This is a genomic window from Burkholderia pyrrocinia (assembly GCF_022809715.1).
GTDB lineage: Bacteria > Pseudomonadota > Gammaproteobacteria > Burkholderiales > Burkholderiaceae > Burkholderia > Burkholderia pyrrocinia_C.
In genome coordinates this window covers 987,099-1,013,020 of sequence record NZ_CP094461.1, presented here as the reverse complement: position 1 = coordinate 1,013,020, position 25,922 = coordinate 987,099, and the positions used below count along the sequence as shown (strand labels likewise).

Annotated in this window: 24 protein-coding genes and 1 pseudogene; 14 read left to right on the top strand and 11 right to left on the bottom strand. The window is 66.4% G+C overall.

Annotated elements, in window-relative coordinates:
* The first annotated feature begins 12 nt into the window (after positions 1-12).
* The 12 genes from MRS60_RS34735 (at position 13) to MRS60_RS34680 (ending at position 14,088) form a co-directional block, all read left to right on the top strand.
* Positions 13-1,104: a hypothetical protein gene (locus MRS60_RS34735; RefSeq protein WP_243567113.1), complete on the top strand. Its 1,092-nt coding sequence runs from the start codon at positions 13-15 to the stop codon at positions 1,102-1,104.
* Entirely contained in the window at positions 1,101-1,364 is a 264-nt protein-coding gene (locus tag MRS60_RS34730; RefSeq protein WP_105391480.1) for a hypothetical protein, read from the top strand. Before MRS60_RS34735 ends, MRS60_RS34730 begins: the two co-directional genes overlap by 4 nt.
* A complete protein-coding gene (locus MRS60_RS34725; RefSeq protein ID WP_243567112.1) occupies positions 1,361-2,182 on the top strand; it encodes a hypothetical protein in 822 nt (273 codons plus the stop codon). Before MRS60_RS34730 ends, MRS60_RS34725 begins: the two co-directional genes overlap by 4 nt.
* Positions 2,179-3,651 (top strand): S8 family peptidase, encoded by a 1,473-nt coding sequence (locus MRS60_RS34720; protein WP_243567110.1) that lies wholly within the window; start codon positions 2,179-2,181, stop codon positions 3,649-3,651. The genes MRS60_RS34725 and MRS60_RS34720 overlap by 4 nt, the downstream gene beginning before the upstream one ends.
* Positions 3,652-3,709: 58 nt before the next feature.
* Positions 3,710-5,515: a hypothetical protein gene (locus MRS60_RS34715; protein ID WP_243567108.1), complete on the top strand. Its 1,806-nt coding sequence runs from the start codon at positions 3,710-3,712 to the stop codon at positions 5,513-5,515.
* A gap of 50 nt (positions 5,516-5,565) precedes the next feature.
* The gene (locus tag MRS60_RS34710) at positions 5,566-6,618 is read left to right on the top strand and encodes a hypothetical protein (protein ID WP_131946060.1); all 1,053 of its coding nucleotides are present in this window, start codon (positions 5,566-5,568) and stop codon (positions 6,616-6,618) included.
* Positions 6,619-6,657: 39 nt separating this feature from the next.
* Positions 6,658-8,049: a hypothetical protein gene (locus MRS60_RS34705; protein WP_243567106.1), complete on the top strand. Its 1,392-nt coding sequence runs from the start codon at positions 6,658-6,660 to the stop codon at positions 8,047-8,049.
* 3 nt (positions 8,050-8,052) lie between these two features.
* The gene (locus tag MRS60_RS34700; protein WP_063835090.1) at positions 8,053-9,354 is read left to right on the top strand and encodes a hypothetical protein; all 1,302 of its coding nucleotides are present in this window, start codon (positions 8,053-8,055) and stop codon (positions 9,352-9,354) included.
* Between the two features lie 3 nt (positions 9,355-9,357).
* Entirely contained in the window at positions 9,358-10,353 is a 996-nt protein-coding gene (locus tag MRS60_RS34695) for a hypothetical protein (RefSeq protein WP_131946062.1), read from the top strand.
* A gap of 134 nt (positions 10,354-10,487) precedes the next feature.
* Positions 10,488-11,948 carry a hypothetical protein gene (locus tag MRS60_RS34690; RefSeq protein ID WP_105391474.1) on the top strand — a complete coding sequence of 487 codons (1,461 nt, stop codon included), beginning with the start codon at positions 10,488-10,490 and terminating at the stop codon, positions 11,946-11,948.
* A 422-nt stretch (positions 11,949-12,370) separates the two neighbouring features.
* Positions 12,371-12,649, top strand: coding sequence for a hypothetical protein (locus MRS60_RS34685; protein WP_034185034.1), 279 nt, complete (start codon positions 12,371-12,373; stop codon positions 12,647-12,649).
* A gap of 437 nt (positions 12,650-13,086) precedes the next feature.
* Positions 13,087-14,088, top strand: a complete 1,002-nt coding sequence (locus MRS60_RS34680; protein ID WP_347814860.1) for a hypothetical protein — start codon at positions 13,087-13,089, stop codon at positions 14,086-14,088.
* 728 nt (positions 14,089-14,816) lie between these two features.
* Here MRS60_RS34680 and MRS60_RS34675 read toward each other — a convergent pair.
* Both MRS60_RS34675 and MRS60_RS34670 read right to left on the bottom strand, forming a co-directional pair.
* Positions 14,817-15,710, bottom strand: coding sequence for an oxidoreductase (locus tag MRS60_RS34675; protein WP_432207863.1), 894 nt, complete (start codon positions 15,708-15,710; stop codon positions 14,817-14,819).
* A 292-nt stretch (positions 15,711-16,002) separates the two neighbouring features.
* Positions 16,003-16,254: pseudogene (locus MRS60_RS34670) on the bottom strand (integrase core domain-containing protein); the annotation flags it as partial.
* 198 nt (positions 16,255-16,452) lie between these two features.
* Between MRS60_RS34670 and MRS60_RS34665 the strand changes: the two are divergent.
* Together MRS60_RS34665 and MRS60_RS34660 are read left to right on the top strand one after the other, a co-directional pair.
* A complete protein-coding gene (locus tag MRS60_RS34665) occupies positions 16,453-17,175 on the top strand; it encodes a response regulator transcription factor (RefSeq protein ID WP_034185037.1) in 723 nt (240 codons plus the stop codon).
* The gene (locus MRS60_RS34660) at positions 17,172-18,665 is read left to right on the top strand and encodes a sensor histidine kinase (protein WP_243567101.1); all 1,494 of its coding nucleotides are present in this window, start codon (positions 17,172-17,174) and stop codon (positions 18,663-18,665) included. The genes MRS60_RS34665 and MRS60_RS34660 overlap by 4 nt, the downstream gene beginning before the upstream one ends.
* Positions 18,666-18,690: 25 nt before the next feature.
* Here MRS60_RS34660 and MRS60_RS34655 read toward each other — a convergent pair whose 3' ends face one another.
* From MRS60_RS34655 to MRS60_RS34615, 9 genes are all read right to left on the bottom strand, one after another.
* Complete coding sequence (locus MRS60_RS34655) at positions 18,691-19,797, bottom strand: AraC family transcriptional regulator (protein ID WP_243567099.1); 1,107 nt, start codon at positions 19,795-19,797, stop codon at positions 18,691-18,693.
* 196 nt (positions 19,798-19,993) lie between these two features.
* Positions 19,994-20,743, bottom strand: coding sequence for an SGNH/GDSL hydrolase family protein (locus MRS60_RS34650; RefSeq protein WP_243567098.1), 750 nt, complete (start codon positions 20,741-20,743; stop codon positions 19,994-19,996).
* A 52-nt stretch (positions 20,744-20,795) separates the two neighbouring features.
* A complete protein-coding gene (locus MRS60_RS34645) occupies positions 20,796-21,677 on the bottom strand; it encodes an alpha/beta fold hydrolase (protein ID WP_243567096.1) in 882 nt (293 codons plus the stop codon).
* Positions 21,674-22,612 (bottom strand): acyl-CoA desaturase, encoded by a 939-nt coding sequence (locus tag MRS60_RS34640; protein WP_152859454.1) that lies wholly within the window; start codon positions 22,610-22,612, stop codon positions 21,674-21,676. Before MRS60_RS34640 ends, MRS60_RS34645 begins: the two co-directional genes overlap by 4 nt.
* Before the next feature lie 13 nt (positions 22,613-22,625).
* Entirely contained in the window at positions 22,626-22,889 is a 264-nt protein-coding gene (gene acpP / locus MRS60_RS34635; RefSeq protein WP_243567095.1) for an acyl carrier protein, read from the bottom strand.
* Positions 22,890-22,891: 2 nt separating this feature from the next.
* The gene (locus MRS60_RS34630; protein ID WP_243567093.1) at positions 22,892-23,353 is read right to left on the bottom strand and encodes an acyl-CoA thioesterase; all 462 of its coding nucleotides are present in this window, start codon (positions 23,351-23,353) and stop codon (positions 22,892-22,894) included.
* Positions 23,350-24,222, bottom strand: a complete 873-nt coding sequence (locus MRS60_RS34625; protein WP_243567091.1) for an SAM-dependent methyltransferase — start codon at positions 24,220-24,222, stop codon at positions 23,350-23,352. Before MRS60_RS34625 ends, MRS60_RS34630 begins: the two co-directional genes overlap by 4 nt.
* A 16-nt stretch (positions 24,223-24,238) precedes the next feature.
* Positions 24,239-25,072 (bottom strand): ferritin, encoded by an 834-nt coding sequence (locus tag MRS60_RS34620; RefSeq protein WP_243567090.1) that lies wholly within the window; start codon positions 25,070-25,072, stop codon positions 24,239-24,241.
* 588 nt (positions 25,073-25,660) lie between these two features.
* Positions 25,661-25,888, bottom strand: coding sequence for a hypothetical protein (locus MRS60_RS34615; RefSeq protein ID WP_243567088.1), 228 nt, complete (start codon positions 25,886-25,888; stop codon positions 25,661-25,663).
* Positions 25,889-25,922 lie beyond the last annotated feature (34 nt).

Below are 25,922 nucleotides of genomic sequence, written 5' to 3'. Positions count from 1 at the left end.
GCAACGCCTGTGATGGCGCTCGCTCGCGACGCGTTCGGCCGCGAGATCGTCGACGGCTCCGGATCGAGCGACCCGGGCAGGCAGGACGGCGCGTTGCCGCAAGCGACGCCGGCCGGCGGCCCGGGCGCGTCGGCGCCCCCCAAGGAGAAGGCGACCGACGCCATCGGCCGGCGTGCGGCGGCACTGGCCGACGCGATCGACTTTCCGACCTTCGTCGCGAGCCTCGTGCATGGCACGTACGACGCGATCGTCGACAGCTCGATCAAGCAGGTGGAGAGTTTCGCCGACCTGGTCGGCGCGGTGGCCAAGCCGCTGGACCAGTTCGCGCAGGAGAACGTGACCGACGGACAGGCGCGCGCGTGGCTGGTCGAGCAGTATCCGCACGACGTGACGCTGGCGCAGGACGGCGGCGAATACCGTCTCGCGCCGGTGGTCCGGCCCGGCGACGGTGACGGCGACGCGGCGCCCGCGCCTGCGTGGCTCGCCGATTTCGGCGCGGCCGACGGCGCGTTCGATGCCCAGACGCTCGAATCGGTGGTGCTGCCCCGCGCCCGCGAGCGCGTTGCGCAACATCGGCTGTCGACGCTGTCGACGATGGTGCTGCTGGGCATGCAGCGCGTCGTGGTCAAGGACGGGACGATCGCCGCCAGCCTCAATTTCCAGGCCAAGGCGCGCGATCGGGCCGCCGTGCAGTATGCGACGTCGAACGACCCGTCGTCGGGACAGACGACCTGGGGCGGACGGGGGACGTCGGGCGACGTCGTCACCACGGTCTCGACCGTTGCGGTCAATGCGCAAACCGACACCGATCTCAAGGCGACGCTGACCGGGAAGGTGAGCATCAATTTCGCGTCGGAGACACTGCCGCTCGACCGTTTCGTCGACGAGGCGTCGCGCAATCTGCTGGAGCGGCACAGCCGGCCCGCCGCGCGGATCGCGCCGCCGGCGCCGACGGCCGCGACGGTCGCCCAGCCTGCCGCGCCGGTTGCGGCGCCCGCGCCCGCGGCGACGCCTGCGTTGCCGGCCGCACCCGTCGCACCCGCCCCGTCCGCTGTTCCGGCCGCTCCGGCTGCGCCCGCATCCACTCGAGGAGAACCGGCATGATTTCGCAGCGGCCGCTGGGCGAGACGCTGGGCGCGTTTGCCGACGTTGCCGAACTGCTGACCGCGGGTGCGGCGCAGGGGCTGCAGGTGCGCTCGCTGGCCATGGAGCTGCCGCTCGACCTGCGCGTCGCGCGCGGCGCCGGCGGCATCGAGCTGGTCGGCGACCTGCCGCAGTTCCTGACCCGCACGGCCTTCGATCCGGAGCCGGCGCGGCTCGTGATCGTCCTCGAAGCCGTGCCGATTGATGGAGCGGGGCAATGAACAGCAACGCCAGCCTGCGCCTCGAGGATTTCATCCAGGCCGTGCAGAGCCAGCTCGACAACGCGCAGGCGGCGATGGCGATCAAGGCACGCAACCTGAACCTGCCGCTGACCTTCGCGATCAAGGACGTCAACCTCGATTTGCGCGCCCATGTCGAATTCGTCGAAAGCGAGGTCTGGATTCGCCCCGCCGGCCCGGGCGACACCGACAGCAGCACCTTCCATCTCGTCTTCACGACCATCACGCGGCCGGCGATCGAGGAGAACGCGATCGCGCTGTCCGAGGACAGCAAGGACCAGCCGCTGGACGCGCTGGGCGACGAGCTTTCGGCCGAGGACCGCAAGCGGCTGGAATGGGCCGGCGTGCGCACGGTCAGGCAATTTCGGCAGGCCGAGCAGCGCGACATGGTGCATGCGATCGGCCGCGTCACCAACCTGTCCGTGGACCGGCTGCGCCGGGCGCTCGACCGGGCGTCCGCGCCGAGCGTCGAGCGGGTCGAGCCCGTGGCGCCCGCCACCGACGCGCTGCCCGATGCGTCGCCGCTGCTGCGCGTGGTCGGGCGCAATCTCGTCAACGGCGGGCACGCGCCGCTGGTGCGGATCGGCAATCGCCCGGTCGCCGTGCTGCAATCGGCGGACGACGAGCTGCTGCTCGCGCCCGGTCACGACCAGTGGGCCGGCGAACTCGCCGTGTCGCCGACGAGCCGGCATGCCGCCGCCGTGGCGTTCGACCTGAGCGCGTTCGCGCCGCCGCCGGCGCCTGCCGCCAGGCCGATGACCCTGGCCGCCGTTCCCGGTCAGGAGGAGACGCGGCCATGACGATCCATGCACTCGGCGCGCCGTGGGCGTCGCCCGGCGAGCGGCAGTTCAGCCTGCCGACCAGCCTGCTCCTGAAGCTGGCGCTCGGCGAAGCGCCCGAGCATGTGCCGTCGATCCGCGACGTGACGCGCGGCGCGCTGGCCGCCGCGCAATGCATCGACGGCGGCCCGGTCGACCGCATCGTGGTCGCGTTCGCCGGCCGCTTCCTCGCGGTGCGCCCGTTCAGCGCGGTGGCCGGGCGCTGGGTGCCCGGGCAGGCGCACCACGGTTACGACGCGGTCGAACAGACGACGGGCATGGCCCGCACGCTGCTGCTGCGCGTGCCGGCCGGCACGCCGATCGGTGCGCTGTGCGACTCGCTCGCGCAGCTCGCGAGCGTGGAGAGCGTGACGCCCAACTACGTGGCGATGGTGCCGATGGACGCGCCCGGCCGGCTGGCGCCCGTGCCGCCGGCCGCGCGGTTCGCACAGGATGCCCGCGCGCTGGTGCGCATGGCCGACGCGCATGCGATCGAGCGGGGCGACAGCGGCGTCACGGTCGGCCTCATCGACAGCGGCATCGCCCGCCAGCATCCCGAATTCGCCCACGCGTTCCGCGCGGGCGCCGACACGGTGCGGCTGGAGCCCGGCGATCTGTCGCCGGGCGTGCAGCTGCTGAGCGGCCACGGCCATCGCGGCGATTTTCCCGAGGATCGCTTCGTCGGCCACGGCATGGGCTGCGCGGGCATCATCGCCGCCGAGGGCGTGGCGATGCCGCGCGGACTCGGCGGCGATTGCCGCATCCTGCCGATGCGCGCGCTGGCGGCCGCCCGCCTGCCGGGCAACGCGCACGCGGTCGGGCTCGGCGCGATCGCCGACCTCGACCGCGCGCTCAAGCTGGCGGTCGACCTCGGCGCCAAGGTCATCAACATGAGTTTCGGCACCGACGATGCGACGATCGCCGCCAACCGCCCGAAACCGCATGCCGACACGATTGCGTATGCCGCCGCGCGCGGCTGCATCCTCGTTGCCGCGAGCGGCAACAACGGCAGCGTCACCCGCTACTGGCCCGCCGCCTATCCGCAGGTGATCGCGGTCGGTGCGGTGGGCGACGACGGACGGCCCACCCGGTTCTCGACGCGCGGTCCGCACGTCGCGCTGTGCGCACCGGGCGAACGGGTGCTGACGAGCGCGATCGAGGCCTATCAGCTTGCAACCGGCACCAGCTTTGCCGCGCCGTTCGTCGCGGGCGCCGCGGCGCTGCTCGTCGCGTATGCGCAGCGCCGCGCCTATCCGCTCGACGGCGCGACGGTGCGCGATCTGCTGGTCGCCACCGCCCGCCCGTTCGCGCCCGGCGCGGCCGACGGCTGCGGCGCCGGCATTCTCGACGCGGCGGCGGCGCTGCAGGCGCTGTCCGGCCGCATCGACGCGTACGAAGCGGCGGGCGACGACGGTTGCACGGACAAGGAAGGAAGCGCCGACGACGGCTGACTTGCGCACCGGATCCCGTTCATTCCCTCGAACCGACCGGATTTCAAGGAGAAGTTAAATGTTTCATGTCAATCATCAAGTCCGCTTCCTCGACCTCGTCGACCTCGAGACCCGGGCACGCGACGGGCTGGTCGATATCGTCAACCGGCTCGAGTCGCTGAAGCGGCCCCTGGTCGCTGCCGAGCGGCAGCAGCTCGCCCTGTGCAAGGCCATTCTCGACGTCGTCTACGGCAGCAAGACGTCGTCCGGCGAGGAGACGGAGGTCTGCGACCCGCTGTTCGTCGCCACCCGCGAGCTGCTCGCCAGCAAGTCGCTGATCAACCCGCCGCTGCTTTCCGAGGAAACCGGCCAGCTGAAATTCGGCGAGGGCGGCGTGGGCGGCTCAAATGGCGCGAACGGCGCGAACGGCGCGGATCCCGAGCCAGCGGCGATCACGCTGGTCGCGCTGGTGCTGGGCATCCTCGCGGTGGACGGAGCCACGCCGCCGCCCGTGAAGGTCGCGGACGGCAGGATCGTGCCGGACGACGGCAGCGGGCTGATGAACGCGTTTACCCGCCAGTTCTTCGCGGCGGTGGGCGAAGCCAATTCGTACGGGGCGCTCGCGCAGCGGGTGCTGGCGCTGCTGTGCATCGAGGGCGATCCCGACGGCCGCAACGGCCAGCAGCCGGGCGTGGTCGCCACCGAATTCGCGCGGGTGATGCGCGGCCTGCAGGCCCGCAAGATCCAGGCCGACGAGCCGCAGTTGCGCCGCCGCATCAACGAGGAGCTGAACACCGTCCAGAACATCGGCAGCCAGGACGCGATCGCCGATCTCGGCATCGATCTGCCGAACCTCGAGGATCTGGAGGACGCGAACATCGTCGCCGACAACGTGCGCGTGATGGGCCCGATGATCGTCGCCGCGATGTTCGACGAGCTCAAGGTGTTCCAGGTCGTCGACCGCATCGTCGAGCAGTTCCAGCACGGCACGCTGCCGATCGGCCCGGGCAATGCCGGCAAGCTGCTCTATCGCTACTGGCGCGAAACGCCGAACCGCATCTCCGAGCAGGAGCGCAAGAACTTCGCGGCGATCACGCTTGGCGTGCCGGGCGGCGATCCGAATACCGCGGGCAACCGCGAATTCAACGATCTGTGGATCCGCTTCGTGTCGTCGGTGTCGTCGTTCGTGCGCCAGACCGAGGTCGACTCGTTGCTGCGCGCGAGCGTGCCGAACCCGATCAACCACCAGCAGGTGCGCAAGGCCGCCCGGGATCTCGCCGGCAACCTTTCGCTGCACGGCTACGGCATGGCGCATTACGCCGCGCGCGAGATCCAGTCGCAGGTCAAGTTCATGATCGACCTGCTGCAGGACCCCGAGATTCGCGGCTGCTACGGCGCGAAGGACATGTGGCAGGTGATCGACCAGGTCGCGACCTACGATCTGGGCGGCGCGCGCACCAGCTCGCGCTATCGCACGCTGGCGACCTGCGGCACGATCATCACCGCGTGGCTGGCCAACAACGTCGATCGCGTCAACAAGGCGACCGGCCCGCTGCTCAGCATCGACCAGATCGCCAATCCCGACGTCTCGTCGAACCACAAGTCGACCGTCGATCCCACCGACTACGACCTGGTCAACGCGTGCGAGCTGTGGCTGGCCGATACCGCGACCACCGATACGCAGATCGAGCAGTTCTCGCAGCCGCGCGAGGCGCCGCAGATGACGTCGAAGCCGGTGCCGATCCCGGCGATGGCGCGCGAGATGCTGGACGGCGTCGGCGATATCGGCGCCGGCATCGGCCTCGGCACGGGCGTGCCGGTGAAGGCGGGCTACGGCGTCGGCACGCACAACGGCGCGAGCTACTACTCGAACCGCCCGCACTGAACCGGCGTTGCGTGCGCTGCGCCATCCCCGAACCCTGCCGGAGCCGAGCCATGCCCCTGACCTCAATCCGCGAGCCGGTCGTCGCCCGCGTCGAACGCCGCCTGAAAAGCGCCGCGCGAAGCCTCGGCACCGCCGATCCTTTCGCACCGTCGCGCGACCTGTTCCTGCGCACGTTCGGCGACGGCGCCGACGATCTGCGGTTCCGCGACAACGCGCTGATGCCGATGGCGGTGCCGTTCGAACCCAGCTTCTCGGAAAGCCAGCCGGGCAAGCTGCGCTTCACGATCGAGCCGCTGCCGCCGGAGGCGTCGGCGATCGACCGGCGCGACGCGTCGACGCGCGAAATGCGCAAGCTGATCCGCGACTTCATCGGCCGCGAAGCGCTGCACTGGTTCGACCAGGCGAGCGAGCCGTTCCGGGGCTTCGCGCGACCGGGCGGCAACCTCGACTACGGCGCGTTCTTCGGCTCCAGCTACGACCGCGACGGGCTCTACGCGTCCAAGGTGTACTACGAGCTGCCCGGCGACGCCGGCACGATCGAGAACCTGCCGCGCGACCTGGCCGGCATCGTCCAGGCCGCGCTGCAGATGGTGCCCGGGCTCAAGCCGCTGTTCACCACGATGGCGGCCCAGCGCGACCTCGGCGGCCAGCGGCTCACGTTCGCGTGCACCCGGGCGCTGCGGCTCGCCGATCTGCAGCCGGTCATGGACGCGCTTGGCCTCGGCCATCGCCTGCCCGGCATCATGCAGATCCTGGGGCTGGTGCTCGGCGGGCGGTTCGACCTGCCGCCGCACGGCGCGCTGCTCGCGTTCGGGCTGGGACCGGACGGGCCGGATTTCGAGCTCTACGTGCTGCTCTCGGCGATCCCCGACGTGCCGCCCGCGTTCCTCAGCCTGCTGACGATGGGGCTCGCCGAGCGTCCGCGCGGGCTGCAGGCGCTGGAGCAATGGATGGGCGCGTTTACGCCGGAGGACGCGCATTGGCCGGGCCGCTTCTCGATCATCAGCCTGCGCACGGACGCGGCAAGCCCTGCGCGGGTGAGCCTCTACCTGCGCCCCATCGAGTTCGAGTTGCCTGTGGACGCGTTCGCCCAGGCCAGCTGAATCCGAATCGCTTCGTCACGCGTTTTCCGCGAGGTCGCCATGTTCCCGCAAGCTGCCCGTCCCACGCCGATCGCGCCGCCCCCGCGCGCCGCCGCGGCCGCCCCGCGCCACACGCCGGTGCCGGTGCCGGCCGACGCAGTGCGCCACGGCGTCGCGCAGATGCTGACCCGATCGCAGGCCTTCAACGCGATGCCCGACGCCGATCGCCGCGACATCGCCCGCAACACCGCGTTGATCGCCGATTATCTGGCCCGGCCCGAAGGGTTTGCCGGCCACGAGATTCCGGGCGGTCTGGGCACCGCCACGGCGCGCGCGCTCGACGACAACACGGATCATTCGGCGCACGAGGCGGATTTCCAGACCCATAACCAGGCGGTGGAGGCCATCGGCAAGTCGAAGTTCACCGCGTCGGCCGCGCACGAAGGTGCCGCGGTGGCGGGCGAGCTGCTGAACCAGGTCAAGTTCCCGACCTTCGTCGCGAGCCTGATCAGCGGCGTGTTCCAGTCGATCACCCACAGCTCGATCGAGCAGATGAAGGCGTATCAGGAAATGATCGCGCAGGTGGCGAAATCGCTCGGCCAGTTCGCCGACGAGCACGTGACCGAGAACCAGGCGCGCGATCACATGGTCGACCAGTTTCCCGACCTGTTCCAGATCGGCATGGACGACAGCGGCGATACGCCGAGCCCGCGCGTGCAGGTGCGCGACGGGGTCGACCCCGACGAAGCGTCGAAGACCGTGCGCGCCCGCCTGCAGATGGGCGACGGCGACACCTTCGACCTGTCGGACGAGGCCTCGGAGCTGGCCATCGTCAACCGCTTCAAGATGCAGCTCGCCAAGCAGCGCCAGCAGATGCTGGCCTCGATCGTGCTGATGGGCATCAACCGCATCGTCGTCACCGACGGCAAGATCTCCGCGAAGATCATCTACGACGTGCGCGCGCAGGACACGCTCTCCAAGCAGCGTAGCGCCACCGCGGTCGACCTGGCCCGCGACAAGGACGGCAACGTCCAGACGACCTATGCCGGCAAGGGCACCTACGATCGCGGCGGCAAGTACGACTCCAGCAACGACAAGGACAACGGCCGCCAGTACAGCGCCGACTACTACGCGAAGGGCGACTACGAATACGAGAACAAGCCGATCATCACCGCGTCGACCGCCGCGTCCGAAACCAGCAACGCGGCGATGCAGACCAAGATTCAGCTGTCCGGCGCGGTCGACGTCAATTTCAAGAGCGACTACCTGCCGCTCGACAAGATGGCGACGCCGCAGATGATCGCCACCATCACCGGCAACGCGACGCCGGCCGATCCCAACGTGCTGCCCAGCCCGAAAACGCCGGCGGGCGCCGCCCCGGCCGCCGCCGCACCCGCAGCGGCTCCGGCCGCTGCACCGGCTGCCGCGCCGGCTCCGGCCAGGGGAAACTGAGCCATGCGCCTGTCCGCTCCCCCCGACGCGCTTCACCCGGTGCGGCCGCCCACGAGCGCCGCCGCGTTCGACGCGACGCGCCCCGAGGTGCGCCGCCTGCTGACCGCGATTCCGTCGTTCCTCGACCTGCCCGACGACGAACGCCGCCGCATCGCCGCCGATACGGTGCGGGTGCTCGCGTACCTGGCCGATCCCAACGGCGTGCATGCCGAGATCGCCGAGCGCGAGGCGAACGGCGAACTGCCGCCTACCGGCCTCGCGCGCCCCGTCGCCGCACCGCGTCCGGTGCCGGCCGCCGCCGCGCTGGCCGACGATCCCGTCACCGCGACCAAGCGCCAGTTGTCGCAGGATCCCGGCTTCGCCGGCAAGGACTTCCAGGCCGGCGCGGTCAAGCAGGGCGTCGAGCAGTTCGGCCAGATGGTGCAGAAGGTCGATTTCCCGAAATTCGTCGGCGGCCTCATCAAGAACGTGTTCCAGGCGATCGTCGAAAGCTCGATCGAGCAGATGCGCGCGTATGGCGAGCTGATCGCCAATGTCGCCAAGACCACCGCCCAGTTCATGAGCGACAACATCAGCGAGGGGGCCGGCCGCGACTATCTCGCCGATTCTTTCCCGGACGTGCTGTCGGTGCAGGCGCAGGACGGCGCCGACGCGTTCGACGCCGACAGCGCCGGCGCGGCGGCCGCCGCGGCTCCGTCGCGGCTGGTGGCGCAGGGCGACAACGCGCAGCAGCGGCTCGCCGAGATCAGCCGCAACTACAACCTCGATCCGCCCGTGACCGACCTGTCCGACGACAAGTCCGAGCTGCGCCTCGTCACCGCGGCGCGCCTGCAGATGGCGAAGCAGCGCCAGCAGCTGCTGTCGTCGATGGTCATGCTCGGCATCAATCGCATCGTCGTCACCGACGGGTCGATCAACGCCAAGGTGGTGTTCGACATGCGCGCCAGCGACACCGCGAAGCGCACCTATACCGCGTCGATGCACGACCGCGAGAGCCAGAAATACAAGGAATCGCTCAGCGCCCACTACGGCAGCTGGTACACGCCTTATTCGGCCGACGCAGCGTTCGAGGGGCAGCAGGAACACGTGGCCACCGTCGGGTCGGCGCTCGACGACACCAGCGAATCCAAGGCCGAGGTGAAAGCGAAGCTCTCGGGCGAGGTCCGCGTCAACTTCAAGAGCGACTACCTGCCGCTCGACAAGATGGCGACGCCCGAGATGATGTCGGTGATCCAGGGCAACTCGACGCCGTACAACCCCAACAAGCCGGCCCCCGCCGCCGGCTTGCCGGCCGGGCAGCACTGAATCATGGCGCGCATGCTCATCGCCCCGCTGGCGGATGCCGGGCTCGCGGTCGCGATCCGGTCGGGGGAGCGGCTCGTCGAGCGCGCGACCGCGCACGGCCTGGCCTTCGCGCTCGACGAGCTCGGCGACATCGCGATCCCCGATCCCGTTGCCGCGCGCGTCGACAAGGCGCAGCTGCGGGCGCTCGCGTCGCTCTATCTGGCGGCCGATCTCGAGCCCGCGGGCGTGATCCCCGCGGTCGAGGCGCTCGCCGGCTTGTCCGCGAGCGGCGCCGTCGGCGTCGATCTCGGCGGCGCGGGGCCGCTGGTCGCCAACTGGTGGCGCCACCGCGCCGAGAAGCTGGCGGCCGGCGAACGCGCGGCGTTCTATTCGCGGTTGTTCGGCACCGCGTACGGCCCGGCGGCGGCGGATGCCGAGCGCAACGTCCAGTTCGAGGAGTGCATGCTCGCGCTTTGCGAGGCGCTCTACAAACTCGACGAGACGCCCGGCGCCGACCCGCGCGGAGATCTCGGGCACCAGGCGCGGGTCCGCAACGCCGCCCGCTCGCTCGCGCAGAACCTCGGCGCCGCGTGTACCGGCGTGACCGCGTTCATGGCCGGCGAGATCGTCGGCATGCTCAGGGACGCGTTCGCGATCCTCGGCCATGCCGACATGCGTCAAGGCTTCGATGCGCACGACATCTGGGGCGTGGTCGCCGGCATCGGCCGGCTCTCGCGCCAGCCGCTGCGCCAGCCCGCCGCCCATGTTCGGCGCGGCAGGGCCGGGATGACCGTGATCGCGTGGCTGGCGGACGTCGCGGATGCGCTGGGCGGCGCGGCGCCGCTGGTGACCGCCGACAACCCGGTGATCGCCGCCGCCGCCGAATGGATCGAGGCAACGCTCGGCCTCGGCGAGAAACCCGACGGCCAGGCGCCTGCCGCGCCGGACGCCGGCCGCGGCGTGCCGCCGGCTTTGGGGCCGGCCGCGCCGGAGAACCCGTGGGCGGCACTCGGACGCTGACATGAAACCTCGTCGCTCAGGCCGTCGCGATGCGGACGGCACAACCGGGATGCCGAGGGCGGCGGACGCGCCGTCGCCACCCCGGCTGCGCGCCATGCGTCGCGGGACGCGCGACGCGCGGCGGAGCCGTTGAGATGGCGGCGGCCGCGCGCCCTGCGCGTTCGCCGGTGCTGCGGCCCGACGTTCGCCACCGTGTCCGCGAACTGCTGTCCGCGCAGCAGGGCTTCGGCGCCCTCGATCCGGCCACGCGCCGCGATCTCGCGTCCGGGCTGGTGCGGATCGGCTCGATCGCGCTCGACCACGACGCACTCGCGGCGCGTCCCGGTGCAGCGCTGGCCGTCGCGCAGAACGCCGGCTCGGACTATTCGGGCACCGCCATCGACCGGATGGCCGGCACCACCCGGGCGGTGCTCAACGCGGTGTCGTTCCCGCGCTTCGTGACCGAGCTGATCACGGGTGTCTTCAAGGCGATGAACGATTCGAACCAGCAGCAGCTGACCGCGTTCGTCGACCTGATCCGCAACGTCGCGCAGACCACCGAAGGCTTCGCGGACAGCAATGTCGGCATCGCCGGCGCGCGGCAGTGGCTGGCCGAGCATTTCCCCGCCGCCTACCAGGTCACCGGCGACGACGAGGCCGCGGACGATGCCGACGAATTGGCGGGCCTGCCGCCGGACGAGCGCCGCCAGCGCCAGCAGGAGCTGCAGGCCGAGCGCGATGCCGCGACTCGGCTGACGTTGCGCCCGGGCGCGTCCCCGCCGGCCGAAGCGGCGCTGCGCAGCGCACTGGGAATGGGGCCGGGCGACGCGGTCCCGGCTTCCGATCCCGAGCGCCTGGTGCCGCTCGCGCAGCAGGTGCTGGCCCGCAACCGCCAGCAGTTGCTCGCGACGATGGTGCAGATGGGCCTGCAGCGCATCGTCATCGAAAGCGGGCGGCTCAACGCCGCGATGAATTTCCATATCGACGCGAGCAGCGCCGCCGCCAACGACCGCGGCTCGCAATTCGACACGCGCAACACGGTGGGCGTGAGCGGGGGTGCACGCTTCGGGCCCTGGGGCGCGGAGGCCAATGTGCAGAGCACGATCGGCTACGTGTCGACCGACCGGACCCAGACGACCGAGAGTTCGCACGCCGACGTCAACCTGACGAGCGGCGTCGAACTGGTGTTTCGTACGGACTACGTGCCGTTGAACCGGCTGGCGGGCGTGGGCGACGTCGAGCGCATCCGCGTCAACACGATCAATCCGGATGCCGAAGCGGCGCGCCTGTCCTCCGATCGCGCCGCCCAGCGCAGCGCCGAACAGGCCGACCTGGCCGCCCGCCGGACCTCGCTCGACGGCGGGCTGCGGCCGCCGCCCGGCGCGGCGCCTGCGGCTTCCGGTTCCGCCGCTTCAGGCTCGGCAGGGGGGGCCGGCGCCGGCCAACCGTCCTCGTCGCCGCCTTCTTCTTCGCCACCGGCCGCGGCGCACACGTCCGCGCCGCAGCCGCCTTCCGGGCCTGGTGCCGCAGCGTCCCCGTCGCCCGCGCACCCCGCGGCGGCGGCACCGCGATCGCCTGCCGGCGCAACGGCGGCGGGACACCGCGCAGCGTCCTGAGCGCGCCATTGGTGACCACGAAATCGGCCACCGCGCAGTTGATCTTCACGTCGTGATCGTCGAACAACATCTCGTACACCACGTTCGCCACGTTCAAGCCGGCTGCTTCCATCAGTACCAGGCTCACGGTGCCGTCCGTGGCCAGCGTATTCACTGCTTCTATGGAAATGGACAGTCGCATGTGCGATGCACGGATTCAAGAATGAAACGTGTCGAAGGATGCAAACCCGTATCGCGCAAACCGGAAAGTGTTCAAAGGATGGATAAGCCGCGCGCGTATGCCGCGGCGATCGCCATCGATGCGAGGTGTCGATGGCGCCTGGAACCCGAGTGGCGACGTTCGGTGGCCGCCGCAACGCAGCGTGACAAGCGCGCGGCCGATCGCGATTGCCCAATTCGGGTCCATTCTTACGGGGGGCAGCATGGTGAACTGGATCAGCCGTTGGGCGATGCGTCACGCCCCGACGCCGGAAAAAACCGCCGCGTCGATGCTGGTGACTGCACGCATGGAATTGTTCGCTGCCGAGCAGCGTGTCATCGATGCGAAATTGCGAGCAAGCTACTGGAGCACGCGCGTTGCGTTTCTCGAAGAAGTGCAGCAGCAGGGCATCGATCCTTGGGTACACGCGCTGCCGTCGCTACGGCCTGAAGCCGAGTTCACTACGCTTGGCGCGGGCCCGCGTCTCGCCGCCGGCACTTGACGGCCATCCGCTGCGCGATCGCTCGCGGTTTCTGGAAATGACGATCCGGTAAATGAGGATCAATCAGTCAGGACGCCGGTGGCGGACGTCGCGAAAAGTGCGCCCGCCGGCTCCAAGGCCGCCGGCGCGTCGCTGGATTCCGCGATTGCCGCCAAGCGCGTTTTGCGAAACACTGCAACGAACCGGCCAACAGGCGGTCCAGGTCGCCCAAAGCAACCTCGACATGGACGTGATGGACACCTCGGCATCCATCAGGCGCGCTGTCGAGCCGGCGGCACCGGCCGCCACGCGGTGATGGCCGACTGTCGTCGGAGAGGTGGCCAGGCGTGAGCGCTCGCGGCGAGCGCTATAAGGCGCCAGGGATACCGGCGCCTGCAGATCGCGGCGCGATTCGATCCTCTGGTTTGTTGCCATTGTTATTGCTGGAGCGTGCCGGAATGGGAAAATACTCTGATGTTCGCTTCCGTTATGCGTTCGTTGCCGCCGTTGGCCTGGCTGTCGCAGGCTTTGCGAATGCCGATGAAGGCGCGCCGGACCCGTCGAGCGGGCCCGCCCCGGGGCAACGCACACTCGACGCATACGCCGTTTATGGGAATGGCCGTGCGAGCGAGGGCGGCAACATGCACTGGCGCGCTTACGAAGTCGGCTTTGGCCAGGCACTGAACGATTACGCGTCGGTGTTCGTCGCCTACCTGAACGAAGGCCATCCGACGGACAACCATCGCGACGGTTTCGCGCTGCTCGGCGCGGCGCGCTTGCCGCTTGGCGGAAGGACGGCGCTCGAGTTTGCGGCAGGTCCGTACTTCAGCATGAACACGACACACGTCGGTGATGGGGCGCGCAACGAGAAGCGTCTCGGAATCCGCGCGTCGGCTGCGTTACGCTACGAGCTTACGCCCAATGGCATCTATCTCAAGGCGCAGTACAACCGTGTTCAGATCGCGGGCGGCCACTCATCCGATATGGTGCTGTTCGGCATCGGCTCGGGATTCGGCGGCGACCCTCATCCGTCGCTGTCCGACGGCAGGACTCAGCTGAGCGTCTGGGCCGGAACCTCGCAAACGAACCGGCCGCGGGTTCCCATCCAGAAGGGGTACATGGTCGAGCTCAAACGACCGATCGGCGATGCCTGGGCATATTCGGCAAGCTTCGTTTACGAGGGCGTCAACGACGTCGCTGCCAGAAGGGGCGCTGCGGCCCAACTCTGGTACGTTGCGCCAATCTTGAGCAGATGGAGTCTCAGTGCCGGAGTCGGCCCCTATCTTGCATACGACAAGAGTGCGCCGTCCAACCGGATGAAGCTTGCTGCGCTTCTCAGCGCGCAGATCGGCTATGAATTTACCAAGGACTGGACTGCGAATCTCCGCTTCAACCGTGTCGCGACCGGCAACAACACGGACCAGGACATGTTCATGATCGGATTGGCCCACAATTTCTGAGGTGGGATTGCCGTGCAGGAATCCTGAAGATTCTGCTGACTTCGCGCTAGCGACGCGCTGGCCGCCGGCCCAAGGCAACCGACGAGCGAACGGGCGTTCGCGAGGATCGTTGCTTCCGGAAAGGACGCATCGGAGTATTTGGGGCGTTCAACGAAAGCGGTGCGAAAGTGCGACGAGGGCTCCCCCGGGCTTTGCTCGAGCGGCGGGTCGTTACTATTCACGATGCTCGTGTCGGTGTTCGTGTCCGTGCGCGGTGCCAGGCGAGCGCGCCGGCCTGCCCCTGCGCTTCGGAAATGTATGTGTTGATCAGAGCACCGAACAAGTAGAAAAAAATCTCCAAATCACCGGAATCGAAAAAAATAGAGAAATTGGCTTCTCCTGGCCGGGCGGTATGATTCCTCAAGCGAACGCACTACCCGATATGTGGGAAGCGGTCGCGTGCTACGGCTGAGCCGTCGTCCGCTGGGTTCCCGGTGTGCGCGCAAGTTCGTCTCGCGTTCGCCGCGTGGCGGCTAAAGAAATGTTCATCGGCGGTATCGGAGCGATTGCCGCGCGAGGACATACTCCTCGTAGCCTGCTGTTCGGTCTCGGGGCGAACGAGCCACGCGTGACTTTTACGGGCGACGCTGCAAAGAATCGCGCCGAACTGCTTTATCCAACATGGACGCAGCGGCCGACAGAGCGGCGAGTCACGGCACGATAGATCGAAATCAGATCGACGGGAAATCTTAACCCGGGCCGTCGCTCGCGGCTGCCAGAAGTGGCACGACCAGATCGCTAATCGGCGTAGGAATTCCGTGTGATCGAGCACAACGCTGCACGACTCCGTTTCGGCTGTCCCATTCAAGGGGACGGCCAGCTTGTCGGTCGGCGAGGATCGAAGTGCCCAGGTCGGCCGGGTAACTACGGAATGCATCCACGATCGCCTGCGGGACCTCGTCGCCCAGCGTCGCACCCTCTGCCCGAGCAACCTCAAGACACTCCTGCAAATAGGCTAGAGCCAGCCCGGCAACGTCGGTGCGGGAATACATGCCAGCGCGACGCCCCGCGAGAACCATTAAGCCGGCGACCGCGTTCTGTAAAAGCTTGCGCCACGCGACGGACGTGAAGTCGGCCACGACGTCGACCGAACATCGCGTGCCTCTCAACGCCGCAAGGACGATGCTGCTCTCCGGCGTGTCTGGCAATGTAAGGCGCGCTTTGCCCCGTAGCCAGACCGAGGCGTCAGGTTCGCGTTGGGCAGGGAACCATACCACCGAAGGTAAGACTAGACTGTCGGGCACGTAAGGCGCGAAGAGCGTTTTCTGTTCAACGCCGTTTTGCAACACGCAGACAACAGTCTTCTTCCCGCACAGGGCAGAAAGCCACGACGCTGCCGCGTCCACCTGTGTTGATTTCACCGCGACAAAAACCAGGTCGAATGTATTTTCGACCTCGGCCGGATTGGTTCGCACAGGTCCAGGTACCACGATATGACCGCCGTCGAAGCGCAGTTCCAGGTGTTCGTGCGCTGAGCGGCCGAAAATGGTCGGTGTGCGTCCGACCTCATGAAGGGCCGCCGCCACAGTCGTGCCGATGGCCCCCGGCCCGACGAGGGCGATCGCTGGATTTTCTGACATCATCACTATCGTTCCGTCCCAATAGTCTGTGCTGGTTCCGCAGCATGCGGCTCCCATCTATCCATAGTCGCTGAGCGACGTGCTCAGGATCTGCACATCGCTCTCACTGACCTCAGCACATCGGCGACCACGCTTCAGGCAGGCAAATCGTCGAGGCCGCCTTCTCGATCTGCTGGGGGCCGCCGTCAGGCGGCCATAGTCCTGCGGCATAGTGCTGTGCCCGCAGGTTCATGCGCTCTTCCAGGCTTGAGAATCTCCAGATGAACCGCACCGGGAATCGTGGAGGCCAGTTGGTTTAAGTTAATGCAGGCACTTCATCAACGTTTCCGAGATGCCTGTAGTAGTTTGCCTCAGCTTCAGCAGGCGGGATATAGCCGAGCGGTTCCATCAGGCGATGAAGGTTGTACCAGGCGACCCATTCCAGCGTTGCCAGTTCGACGGATTCCCTCGTTTTCCAAGGGGCGCGCCGATGAATCAGTTCCGTCTTGTACAGGCCGTTGATCGTTTCGGCCAGCGCATTGTCGTAGCTGTATTGGGGGCTGGAACGGAAAGCCTTACAGGCATTGGCTCACGGAACAGACACGATCCAAAGTTAAATGATTTGTGATCACTCGCCGCCGCAAAATTTTGCACAATGGCGGCAGCGCGGCGTTGCGCCGCGATTCGCCCCCGGCAACCGACAATCCCGACAACCGTTGTCGCAACCGTTACCGAACCCGAGCCCGACCTGCTGCCGCCCACCGCCATGGACCATCCGAAACGCATCCTGATCGTCGAGGACGACGCCGACATCGCCGACGTGCTGAGCCTGCACCTGCGCGACGAGCGCTACGAAGTCGTGCACAGCGCGGACGGCGCCGAAGGGCTGCGCCTGCTCGAACAGGGCAACTGGGACGCGCTGATCCTCGACCTGATGCTGCCGGGCGTCGATGGCCTCGAAATCTGCCGGCGCGCGCGTGCGATGACGCGCTATACGCCGATCATCATCACGAGCGCGCGGTCGAGCGAGGTGCACCGGATCCTCGGCCTCGAACTCGGCGCCGACGACTATCTGGCGAAGCCGTTCTCGGTGCTCGAACTCGTCGCGCGCGTGAAGGCGCTGCTGCGGCGCGTCGATGCGCTCGCGCGCGATTCGCGGATCGACGCGGGCACGCTCGACATCGCCGGGCTGTCGATCGACCCGATCGCGCGCGAGGCGAGCGTCGACGGCGCGCGCATCGACCTCACGCCGCGCGAATTCGACCTGCTGTATTTCTTCGCGCGGCACCCGGGCAAGGTGTTCTCGCGGATGGACCTGCTCAATGCCGTGTGGGGCTACCGGCACGAAGGCTACGAACACACGGTCAACACCCACATCAACCGGCTGCGCGCGAAGATCGAGGCCGATCCGGCCGAGCCCGTGCGAATCCTCACCGTGTGGGGACGCGGCTACAAGCTCGCCGCGCCGGGCCAGCGGGACGCGTCATGAAACTCACGCTCACCCAGCGGCTGTCGCTCGTGTTCTCGATCCTGCTGCTCGCATGCTCCGGCGCATCCGCGTGGCTGCAGATCCGCGCGAACGACATGCGCGAGAAGGAAGTCGTGCAGGGGCTGTCGCGCGACCTGGCCGCCAACATCGCCAACAGCGCGCCGCTGATGGACGCGAACGGGCTGCGCCCCGACGCCGTGCGCACGCTGTTCGGCCAGCTGATGGGCGTGAACCCGAGCGTCGAGGTGTACCTGCTCGACAACGCGGGGCGGATCAAGGGCGACGATGCGCCGCCTGGCCACGTGAAGCGCGACCGCGTCGATCTTGCTCCCGTGCAGCGGTTCATCGCGGGCCAGCCGCTGCCGATCCTCGGCGACGATCCGCGCAGCCCCGACGCGCGCAAGGTGTTCAGCGCCGCGCCGCTGCAGCGCGCCGGGCAGCCGCCGTCGGGCTATATCTACGTGGTGCTGCTCGGCGAGGCGCACGACCGGCTGGCCGCGCGCGTCGACGCCGGCAACGTGCTGCGCACGACGCTGTGGTCGATGGCGGTCGTCGCGCTGCTCGGCCTGCTCGCGGGTCTCACCGCGTTCAGCTTCATCACGCGCCCGCTGCGCCGGCTGACGGACGCGATGCGACGTTTCGACGCGAACGGCGTGCCCGACACGCAGCCGCCGGTGCCGCGCTCGCCGCCGGGCCGGCGCGGCGACGAAATCGCGGTGCTCGAATCCGCGTTCGCGCAGATGGCCGACCGGATCGGCGACCAGTGGCGCGCGCTGACGCACCAGGACCAGCAGCGGCGCGAACTGATCACGAACATCTCGCACGACCTGCGCACGCCGCTCACGTCGCTGCACGGCTATCTGGAGACCCTGTCGCTGAAGTCCGACGCGCTCGCCGAACCCGAACGGCGGCGCTACCTGTCGATCGCGCTCGCGCAGAGCGCGAAGGTCGGCCGGCTCGCGCAGGCGCTGTTCGAGCTCGCGCGGCTCGAATCGGGCGGCGTGCAGGCGGAGCGCGAGCCGTTCTCGCTGGTCGATCTCGTGCAGGACGTGTTCCAGAAATTCGAGCTGGCCGCGCAGGCGCGCGGCATCGTGCTGCATGCGCGGATCCCGCCGCGCGTGCCGGTCGTGTCGGCCGATCTCGGGATGATCGAGCGCGTGCTGACCAACCTGCTCGACAACGCGCTGCGGCACACGCCTTCGCACGGCGAGGTCGAGGTCGCGCTGGAGCCGCGGGGCGACCGCGTGGTCGTGACCGTGTCGGATACCGGCGAAGGGATTCCGGCGGCGCGCCGCGAAGGGCTGTTCCAGCGGCCGCAGCGGCCGATGAGCGGCGGCTCGGTGACGAGCGGCGGGCTCGGCCTGCTGATCGTGCACCGGATGCTGGCGCTCAACGGCAGCAGCATCCGGCTCGTCGACCGGGCCGGGCGTGGCGCGGTGTTCGAGTTTGCGCTGGCGGTCGCGTCGCCGGTGGCCGGCGACGCGCGCTGAAATTCGTCAGCGTCGTCGTTCGTGTTCAGCCGCCGCGCTTGCGCCGCACGTCGCTCGGCGTGGTGCCGGTCCAGCGCTTGAACGCGTGACGGAATCCGACCGCATCGCTGAAGCCGAGCGTCAGCGCGATGTCCTCGATGCTGAGCGTGGTGGTGCTGAGATAGTCGATCGCGAGCGCCTTGCGCACGCTCGTCAGCAGTTCGCTGTACGACGTGCCTTCGGCTTCGAGCTTGCGGCGCAGCGTGCGTGACGTGATGCAGAGGAGGTCCGCGATCGCGTCGATGTCCGGGAAGTGTCCCGGCGTGCGGGTGAGCTCCTGGTAGACGCGTCGCGTGATGCCCGACTGGCTGCGCAATTCGTCGAGCAACTGCGCGCAGTGCGACGATACCTGCGCGGCCGTGATCGGATTCGCGAGCTGCGGCGCGCGCGCGAGCCACGCAGCCGGGTAGTCGAGCACGTTGCGCGGCTGGCCGAACGCGAGAGGGCATTCGAGCGCGTCGGACAGCAACGCCGCATGCGGCGGCTCCGGCTGCGTGAACTGTGCGCGCGCCGGCACGCACCACGCACCCATCACATCCTTGATGATCGTCACGTGCAGCGCGAACTGCATGTCGATCAGGAAGCGGTACAGCGACTCGTCGAGGCAGGGCAGCGGCAGGGTTTCCCGATCGGGAAACAGCCATGACACCGTGTCGTCCTGCACGACCCAGCGAATCTCGAGCATGCGGTTCGCGAGCTGGTGATATTTGACTGCCGAGTCGAACGCGTGGGCCATCGATTCCGAGCACAGCATCGCGTAGCCGTACATCCCGTAGCTCGACGCGTGTAGCCGGCGCCCGACCCGCACGCCGAGGTCCGGATTGCCATATGCGCGGATCGCGTTGCCCGCGGCGGTCAGGAATTGCTGCGACGACGTCACCGTGAACGGATCGGCGACCGCAGCGGGATCGAGATCGGTTCCCGCCAGCACCGCGCCGGTGTCGAGCCCCAGGTCCGACGCGACCTGCAGCAGGACCGCGAGCTTGGCCGGCGAGAAGCACTTCTCGCGCAGCATGACGGGCAGCGCGGCGCCGGGCGACCGATCGCCTGAGCGCCGTGAATCCGCCGGTTTCAACAGCGCATCGCGCAGCATGAGCGAATCCTGAGTCTTGAGTCCGGTTCGATACCGGTTCCGGGTACGCGATTCTGCCTCTGAATGCGCCGGGTCGCCACAGGGTTCACCCTGAGTGCGGCCGCCCGCCGGCAGTTGTCCGTACACCTGGCAGGGGCAACGCAATCGGGCAACGTGACTGAATCGCCCTCCGGCGATCCGTACTGGCCGATGTCGACTACTTTCCCGCGTGTAAAGGCGCGTTCGTCTCGCCGAGCAACGTCAGAATTTTCTCGGTGACGAGTTCGGCCCATCGACGATATTGATTCGGCCCGGGATGGTACCGATCGATTGCCATCTCGGCGGGATTCGCGGCCCACTCGAGCGACACGTAGCGTCGCGCGGGATGGAGGTCGGCCCAGCGCTGCAAGGCCCGATCGAGTCGAACGGCGTAGCGGCCGAGGTACCACCGCAGCGGATGCGGTGCGGCCGGCAGGATGTGCAACGGCGGCAACCCTGTCACGACGATGCCGGCGGCGCCGGTGTGCAGTCCGAGATGATCCGCGAGCGCGATATAGTCGCGGATGAATTGCCCCGGCTTGCGCTGTGACGTGACGTCGTTCGTGCCGAGTGCCGTGACGAGATAATCGGCCGGCCCGATCTTGCTGCCCGTCAACAGCTTCAACGCCTCCTCCGTATTGACTCCGGACTTCGCGATCAGTTGCCATTCGACCCGCCGGCCCGTGGCGCGTGCCAGGAGCCGTGCAACCGGCTGCGCCAGTGCATGCTCCTGCTCGTCCACGCCCACGCCTGCCGCCGACGAATCGCCGACCACCAGAATGCGCAAGGGCTCCGTCGAGCCATCATCCGCGCCCTCGGCCCCCCCGCGGGGACCGTTGGCCTCGGGCAGGCGCAGCGCGGTTCGGCGCAACCAGCTCGCCTGAAGCAGCAGGATCGGACCAAGCGCGTATTTATATAGCGTCAACATAGAGCAAGAAGATCGAGGTGATGCGCTTCCGCAGTGAAGAATCGCGACGAGGCTACGCGACTTCGTTCAGAAAGGCCAGCGTGGCCGCAATGCCGGTCTTGTCGCGCAAGATCTTCCGGTGGCCCTGTTTCCGTGTCGAGAAAAGCCTTGCGTCGATGTGGTTCGAATGGAGTTCCTGCGCCTGTCGGAACGGCACCTCGTCGTCGTCCTCGTCATGAATCAACAGTATCGGCCGATCGAAGCCACGGATCAGTCGCGCCGGCGCTATCTGGTCCCAACGCCACGCATTCCGATGTCGCCGTTCGAGTCGTACGCGCATTGCGTGAATGACAGACGCCTTTATCCGGAAAAATCGCGCGAAAGAGTCGGTGATGAATACGGCGTCGGAAAAGCAGCTGATCAGCACCAGCTTCGTCGCGGCGAGGCCGAACCTGCTGATCGACAACAGCGTGCAAGCCGCTCCGAAGGAGTGGCCTACGACGATATCGACGCCCCCGACGTGGGCCGAAACCGCGGCGATTGCCTGTGCGAACTCCATCATGTCGGTACCCTTGCCCGTCGATTGCCCGTGCGCGGGGCCATCCATCGTACAAACGCGGTAGCCTTGCTTCGAGAGCGCGTCGGCATAGCTGCCGAGATGGGTGCCGCGACTTCCCCATCCATGAACAAGCAGGATGGTCTTGTCGCCGGTGCCGTGAGTCAGCACGCGCAAGCGCTTATTGCCGATCGTTACGAAATCGAGCGTACCCTCTTGTTCGAACTTCCGTTCCCAGCGGCTCGCCCTGGTCGCGGGCGGCGTGAGAAAGATCTTGAGCGCGAGCCTCGCTGCGAGGCCCGGGCCGATCGGTTGTAGAAGCCGGAAGGCGCCCCTAAGTAGATGGACGTAGAGCTTGATGGCGAGTGGACTTCCAGCCAGCGTGACATCGTTGATCATCGTTGCTTTCCGTATTTGCTTTGCGATGTGCGTTCGAGTGCCGCCTCGGCGACGCCGAGCTTCCCTTCATGCAGCACTTTGGGCGGAACGGGATGAAGGTCCCAGATAATGCCGATCACCGCGAGCAGGCGCAGCACGCAGTACGTCAGATCCAGTTCCCACCAATAGAAGCCCGCGCGCGCCGAGTTCATATAGCGATGGTGATTGTTGTGCCACGATGCGCCCATCGTCGGGATCGCGAGCAGCCACGAATTGGTCGTGGTATCGGGCGTGTCGAAACGGCGCTGATTGATCCAGCCCGGCTTGCGGGCATGCGTTAGCGTGTTGACGACGAACGTGGCGTGCAGCGATAACAACGTGCTCAGAAAGAAGACCCAGACGACCGCGCTCATACCGAGGCCGGTGCGCCCGAACACTGCGGTGTATTGGCCGAGCAGGAAAATGCCGACGAGCAGAAGGTAGGGAAACAAGTAGTGATATTTGTTGACCCATACCAACTCCGGAAAGCGAGCAAGATCCTTCGCACCGTCGAGATCGGTGTCGAGTTTGTCCTGATCGAGCACCCAGCCGACATGCGCATACCAGAAGCCGCGCTGGACCGGGGAGTGAGGATCGCCTGGCTGGTCCGAGTGTCGGTGATGCTCCCTATGATGCGCAGCCCACCAGATCGGCCCACGTTGCCCGCCGGCGGCGGCGAGCAACGCAAGCACCAGCTGAAACGCACGCGACGTACTGAAGGCGCGATGCGAGAAATATCGGTGTGAGCCTCCCTCCCAGGCGAATACGCGTATGAAGAAGCCGATGATTGCCGCGGCCGCCAGGCCCCACGTGAACGGGACGACGAATATGGCCAGCGATGCCGCATGCAGCAGCCATACGCGGAATTTGACTATGCCGAGGCGTTCGGCGCGCTGAATTCCAGACGTCTGCATCATTTCGGCTTTTTGCTTATGCCGAAGCATCGCACTTTCGCGCTTGAACGTGCTCGATCGCGTTGACGAGTTCGCCGACCGTATCGATGTGGGCTGCCGTATCCTGGTCGAACTCGATCCCGAAATCGTCTTCGATGGCCATGATGATTTCGACGCTGTCGAGCGAGTCCGCCCTGAAGTCGCGACGGAAGGACTTTCCTGGCGATACGTCGGCCGGTGCGACGTCCAGCGCATGCGCGACGATGATTTGAACTTTTTCCAGAATGGATTGATTGGACATGCTTAGGCTCGGTGGGTTGAAGGTACGGCTTGAACGGTGGCGATCGCTTCGCGAACGGACCGCGGTATGCGTATGGGTGTCAAGGTGAGCGGATGAATGAAGGCGCCATGCTGCGTCGCTTGCAGCAACGCTTCGTCACTGTCGGTACACATGAAAGCGAAAGCGACGACCCACCGTGAATAGGAAGCGGATTCGACCCAGGCGCGCCCGCGGAGCACATCGCCGTAGCGGACGGGTTTCAAGTACTTGACGTGGGTCTCGGCTATGACCGACAGGTGCTCCGGTGCACCGCAATCGAATTCCGGACAGCAGCGCGCCATGAGGGTGACGCGAAGGGCCTCCATCCAGCGCGGCGCGACGGTATTGCTGACGAAGCCGGTGAAGTCGACCTCGTAAGGCAACGGGCGGAACTCCAGCTCGACCGCGAGCCCTGACGGCTGGTCTGCGAACGCGGCGCGACTCATCGGCGAAAGACAACCATCTTCTGCACGGGACTCAGGCTCATCTGGACCAAGCCGACGATTCCTGCACGAAAGCTGCTTTCCGCTGCCAGAAAGTAGCGATCGTAGTGCGCGTATATCTCCGTTCCGAAGCGGGCTTCGATTTCGCTGCGATGACGGACCAGCCGCTCACGCCAGTTGACCAGTGTTCGCGCATAATCCAGGCCGATCTGCCTTGCCTCGACTATTTCGTAGGCATCCTGGACGCCAGCCTGGATATCGCTGATCGCGGGCAGCGCCGAGCCTGGGAATACGCGTTCGAGCAGGTATCGCGTGTCGCGCACTTCTTGCAGATTCCTCGGCATGCGCAATGTCACGATGGTCTGCAGCCCCAAGCGGGCGTGATCGGTCGACACGGAGCGACACCACTGGAAGAACTCGGTATAGACACTGCGATGCTGACCGGCATCCCGATCGTTCAGCGACGCGAAGTGTTCGAAGGCGCCAATCGAGACCAGTGCATCGAATTTGCACGAGGGGGCGTAATCCTTCCACGACGTAAGCTTCACTTCGATCCGCGGATCGTTCAGATCCGACACGAAGCGATACTGGTCTTCGCTCAAGGTTACGCCGACCGCGGACGCAGCCCCGGCGTCGGCGAGTGCATGCTGCATCATGCCACCCCATCCGCAGCCGATATCGAGCACTGCCTGTCCCGACGAGATCCCGGCGAAGCGGCTCAAACGGGCCAGTTTCTGATGCTGCGCTTCTTCGAGCGTCGATACGCCGTCCCAAACCGCGCAGCTATACGCACGATATCGTTTATCGAGGATAAGTTCGTATAACGAATTATCAACATCATAGTGGTATGCGATGTCTGCCTTGCTGGCCATGATCACTCTTTTCTGTTCAATGCGGGTCGTGGGCGACCAGCGATTTCTGATACTTGCGAAGTGCGTGCGGCGTGTCGAACGGCTCGTTCAGCAGCGAGGAAAGATTGGACAGTATCCCGCGCTCCACCTTCGTTTCCCAGTCTGCTGTGAAACGAATTTCACCGTCCAACCATTGACCAAGCCATTCCGGATCGGGCAACCGACCGTTCACGGTGTCATTGGGGAACAGGGTCTTGTTGACGTGCAGATTCGTCGGATGCATCGCCCGGTTCATGCGCGGGTTCGTCATCAGGACGCCGATCTTCGAAAACGCGCGCCTTGCGGCGTCGGGATGATGTGCGATGGCGCGCTGCATATAGGAATAGTATGCACGCGCATGCCGGGCTTCATCGTTGGCCAGTAATTGATAGATTGCGCGGATGACGGGCTCGCTGTGGTATTCCCTCGCGCATCGATACCAGTTGTTCAGGCGCACCTCGCCGCAAAAGTGCAAGGCGAGACTGTCCAGTGCGGGTGCCGTGTCGAACGAGAACCGTACGGACCCCAACTCGGACTCCGTCGGCACGAAATCCGGCGCGAAGCGACGCAAATACTCCATCAAGACGAGGCTGTGCTTTTGTTCCTCGAAGAACCAGATGGAGATGAACGCCGAGAAATCGGTGTCTTCCTGATTGTCTCGCAGGAACATCTCGGCGGTTGGCATGGCCGACCATTCGAGGATGGCGTTCATCTTGATGCCGTGCAGGTGGCGTTCCGTCACCTTGCCCGGATTGAAATCCCCCCAAGGGACATCGGTGCACAAATCCCAGCGAGCGCGCTCGAGACTTTCGAATAAACCTGGATAAAGCATCCCTTAATCACCTTCGGTAAGCAGCAATTCATTTCCGGTGACGCGCTCGCGAAGCACCGGGATACACGAGCCACAGCCGTCCAGGCACGACGAATAGCATTCGAGCATTTCCGTGAATGGCAAGGGGATATCCGCCTGGGCGGCGACGATTTCGTCGATGGATTTATTGGAGCAGATGCAAAACATAAGTGACGCAGCTAAAACGCATGTTATCCACGCAATCACGAATCCGCGCCGTCAAGCCCTTGCTCGACCCGGTGACATCCCGTCGCGCGCAGGAATACGGCGTTGATCTCAACTCGATACGCAAAGCTGCGATCGATTGATAACGCAAAAAGTGAAATGCGATGATTAACTTTGATCAGCCGAGTAAATGCGCGCCCCGCCATGAAGCGCGGTGCGAAAGCCGTCTCGGAAGTCCCCAGTTGAGTTGCCGTGCTGCGGCATCGAAGAAAAATCAATTGGTTCGCGGCCTCTGCGAACAATCGATTGGGTATGAAAACCCATGTGGCCTCTCGGTTTTAGAGTAGTGGGATTATTCTAATGGTGAAGATTTGTTTCGTCAATATCAGAATGTATGGCGGTGAATTAGATCGAATGGATTTCGTTTTCCGATGGCGCAATCGTGCCGAGGTTTAATGCGCCTGACCTTTTGCAACATTCCGGACCGCGCAGTCGTCCGCCGGGCAGGAAATCAGAAAGCCGTTGTAGTGCATCGTGAATGCCTCGAGCGGATCGTTCGATATTGACGAAGTGGAAATCATCTGAATCAAGTGCATTCAAATTGCCGCCGTCTTGCGTGGCACGTGCGCGCATTGCATCGAAAACCCATCGCGAGGATGTGTCACGA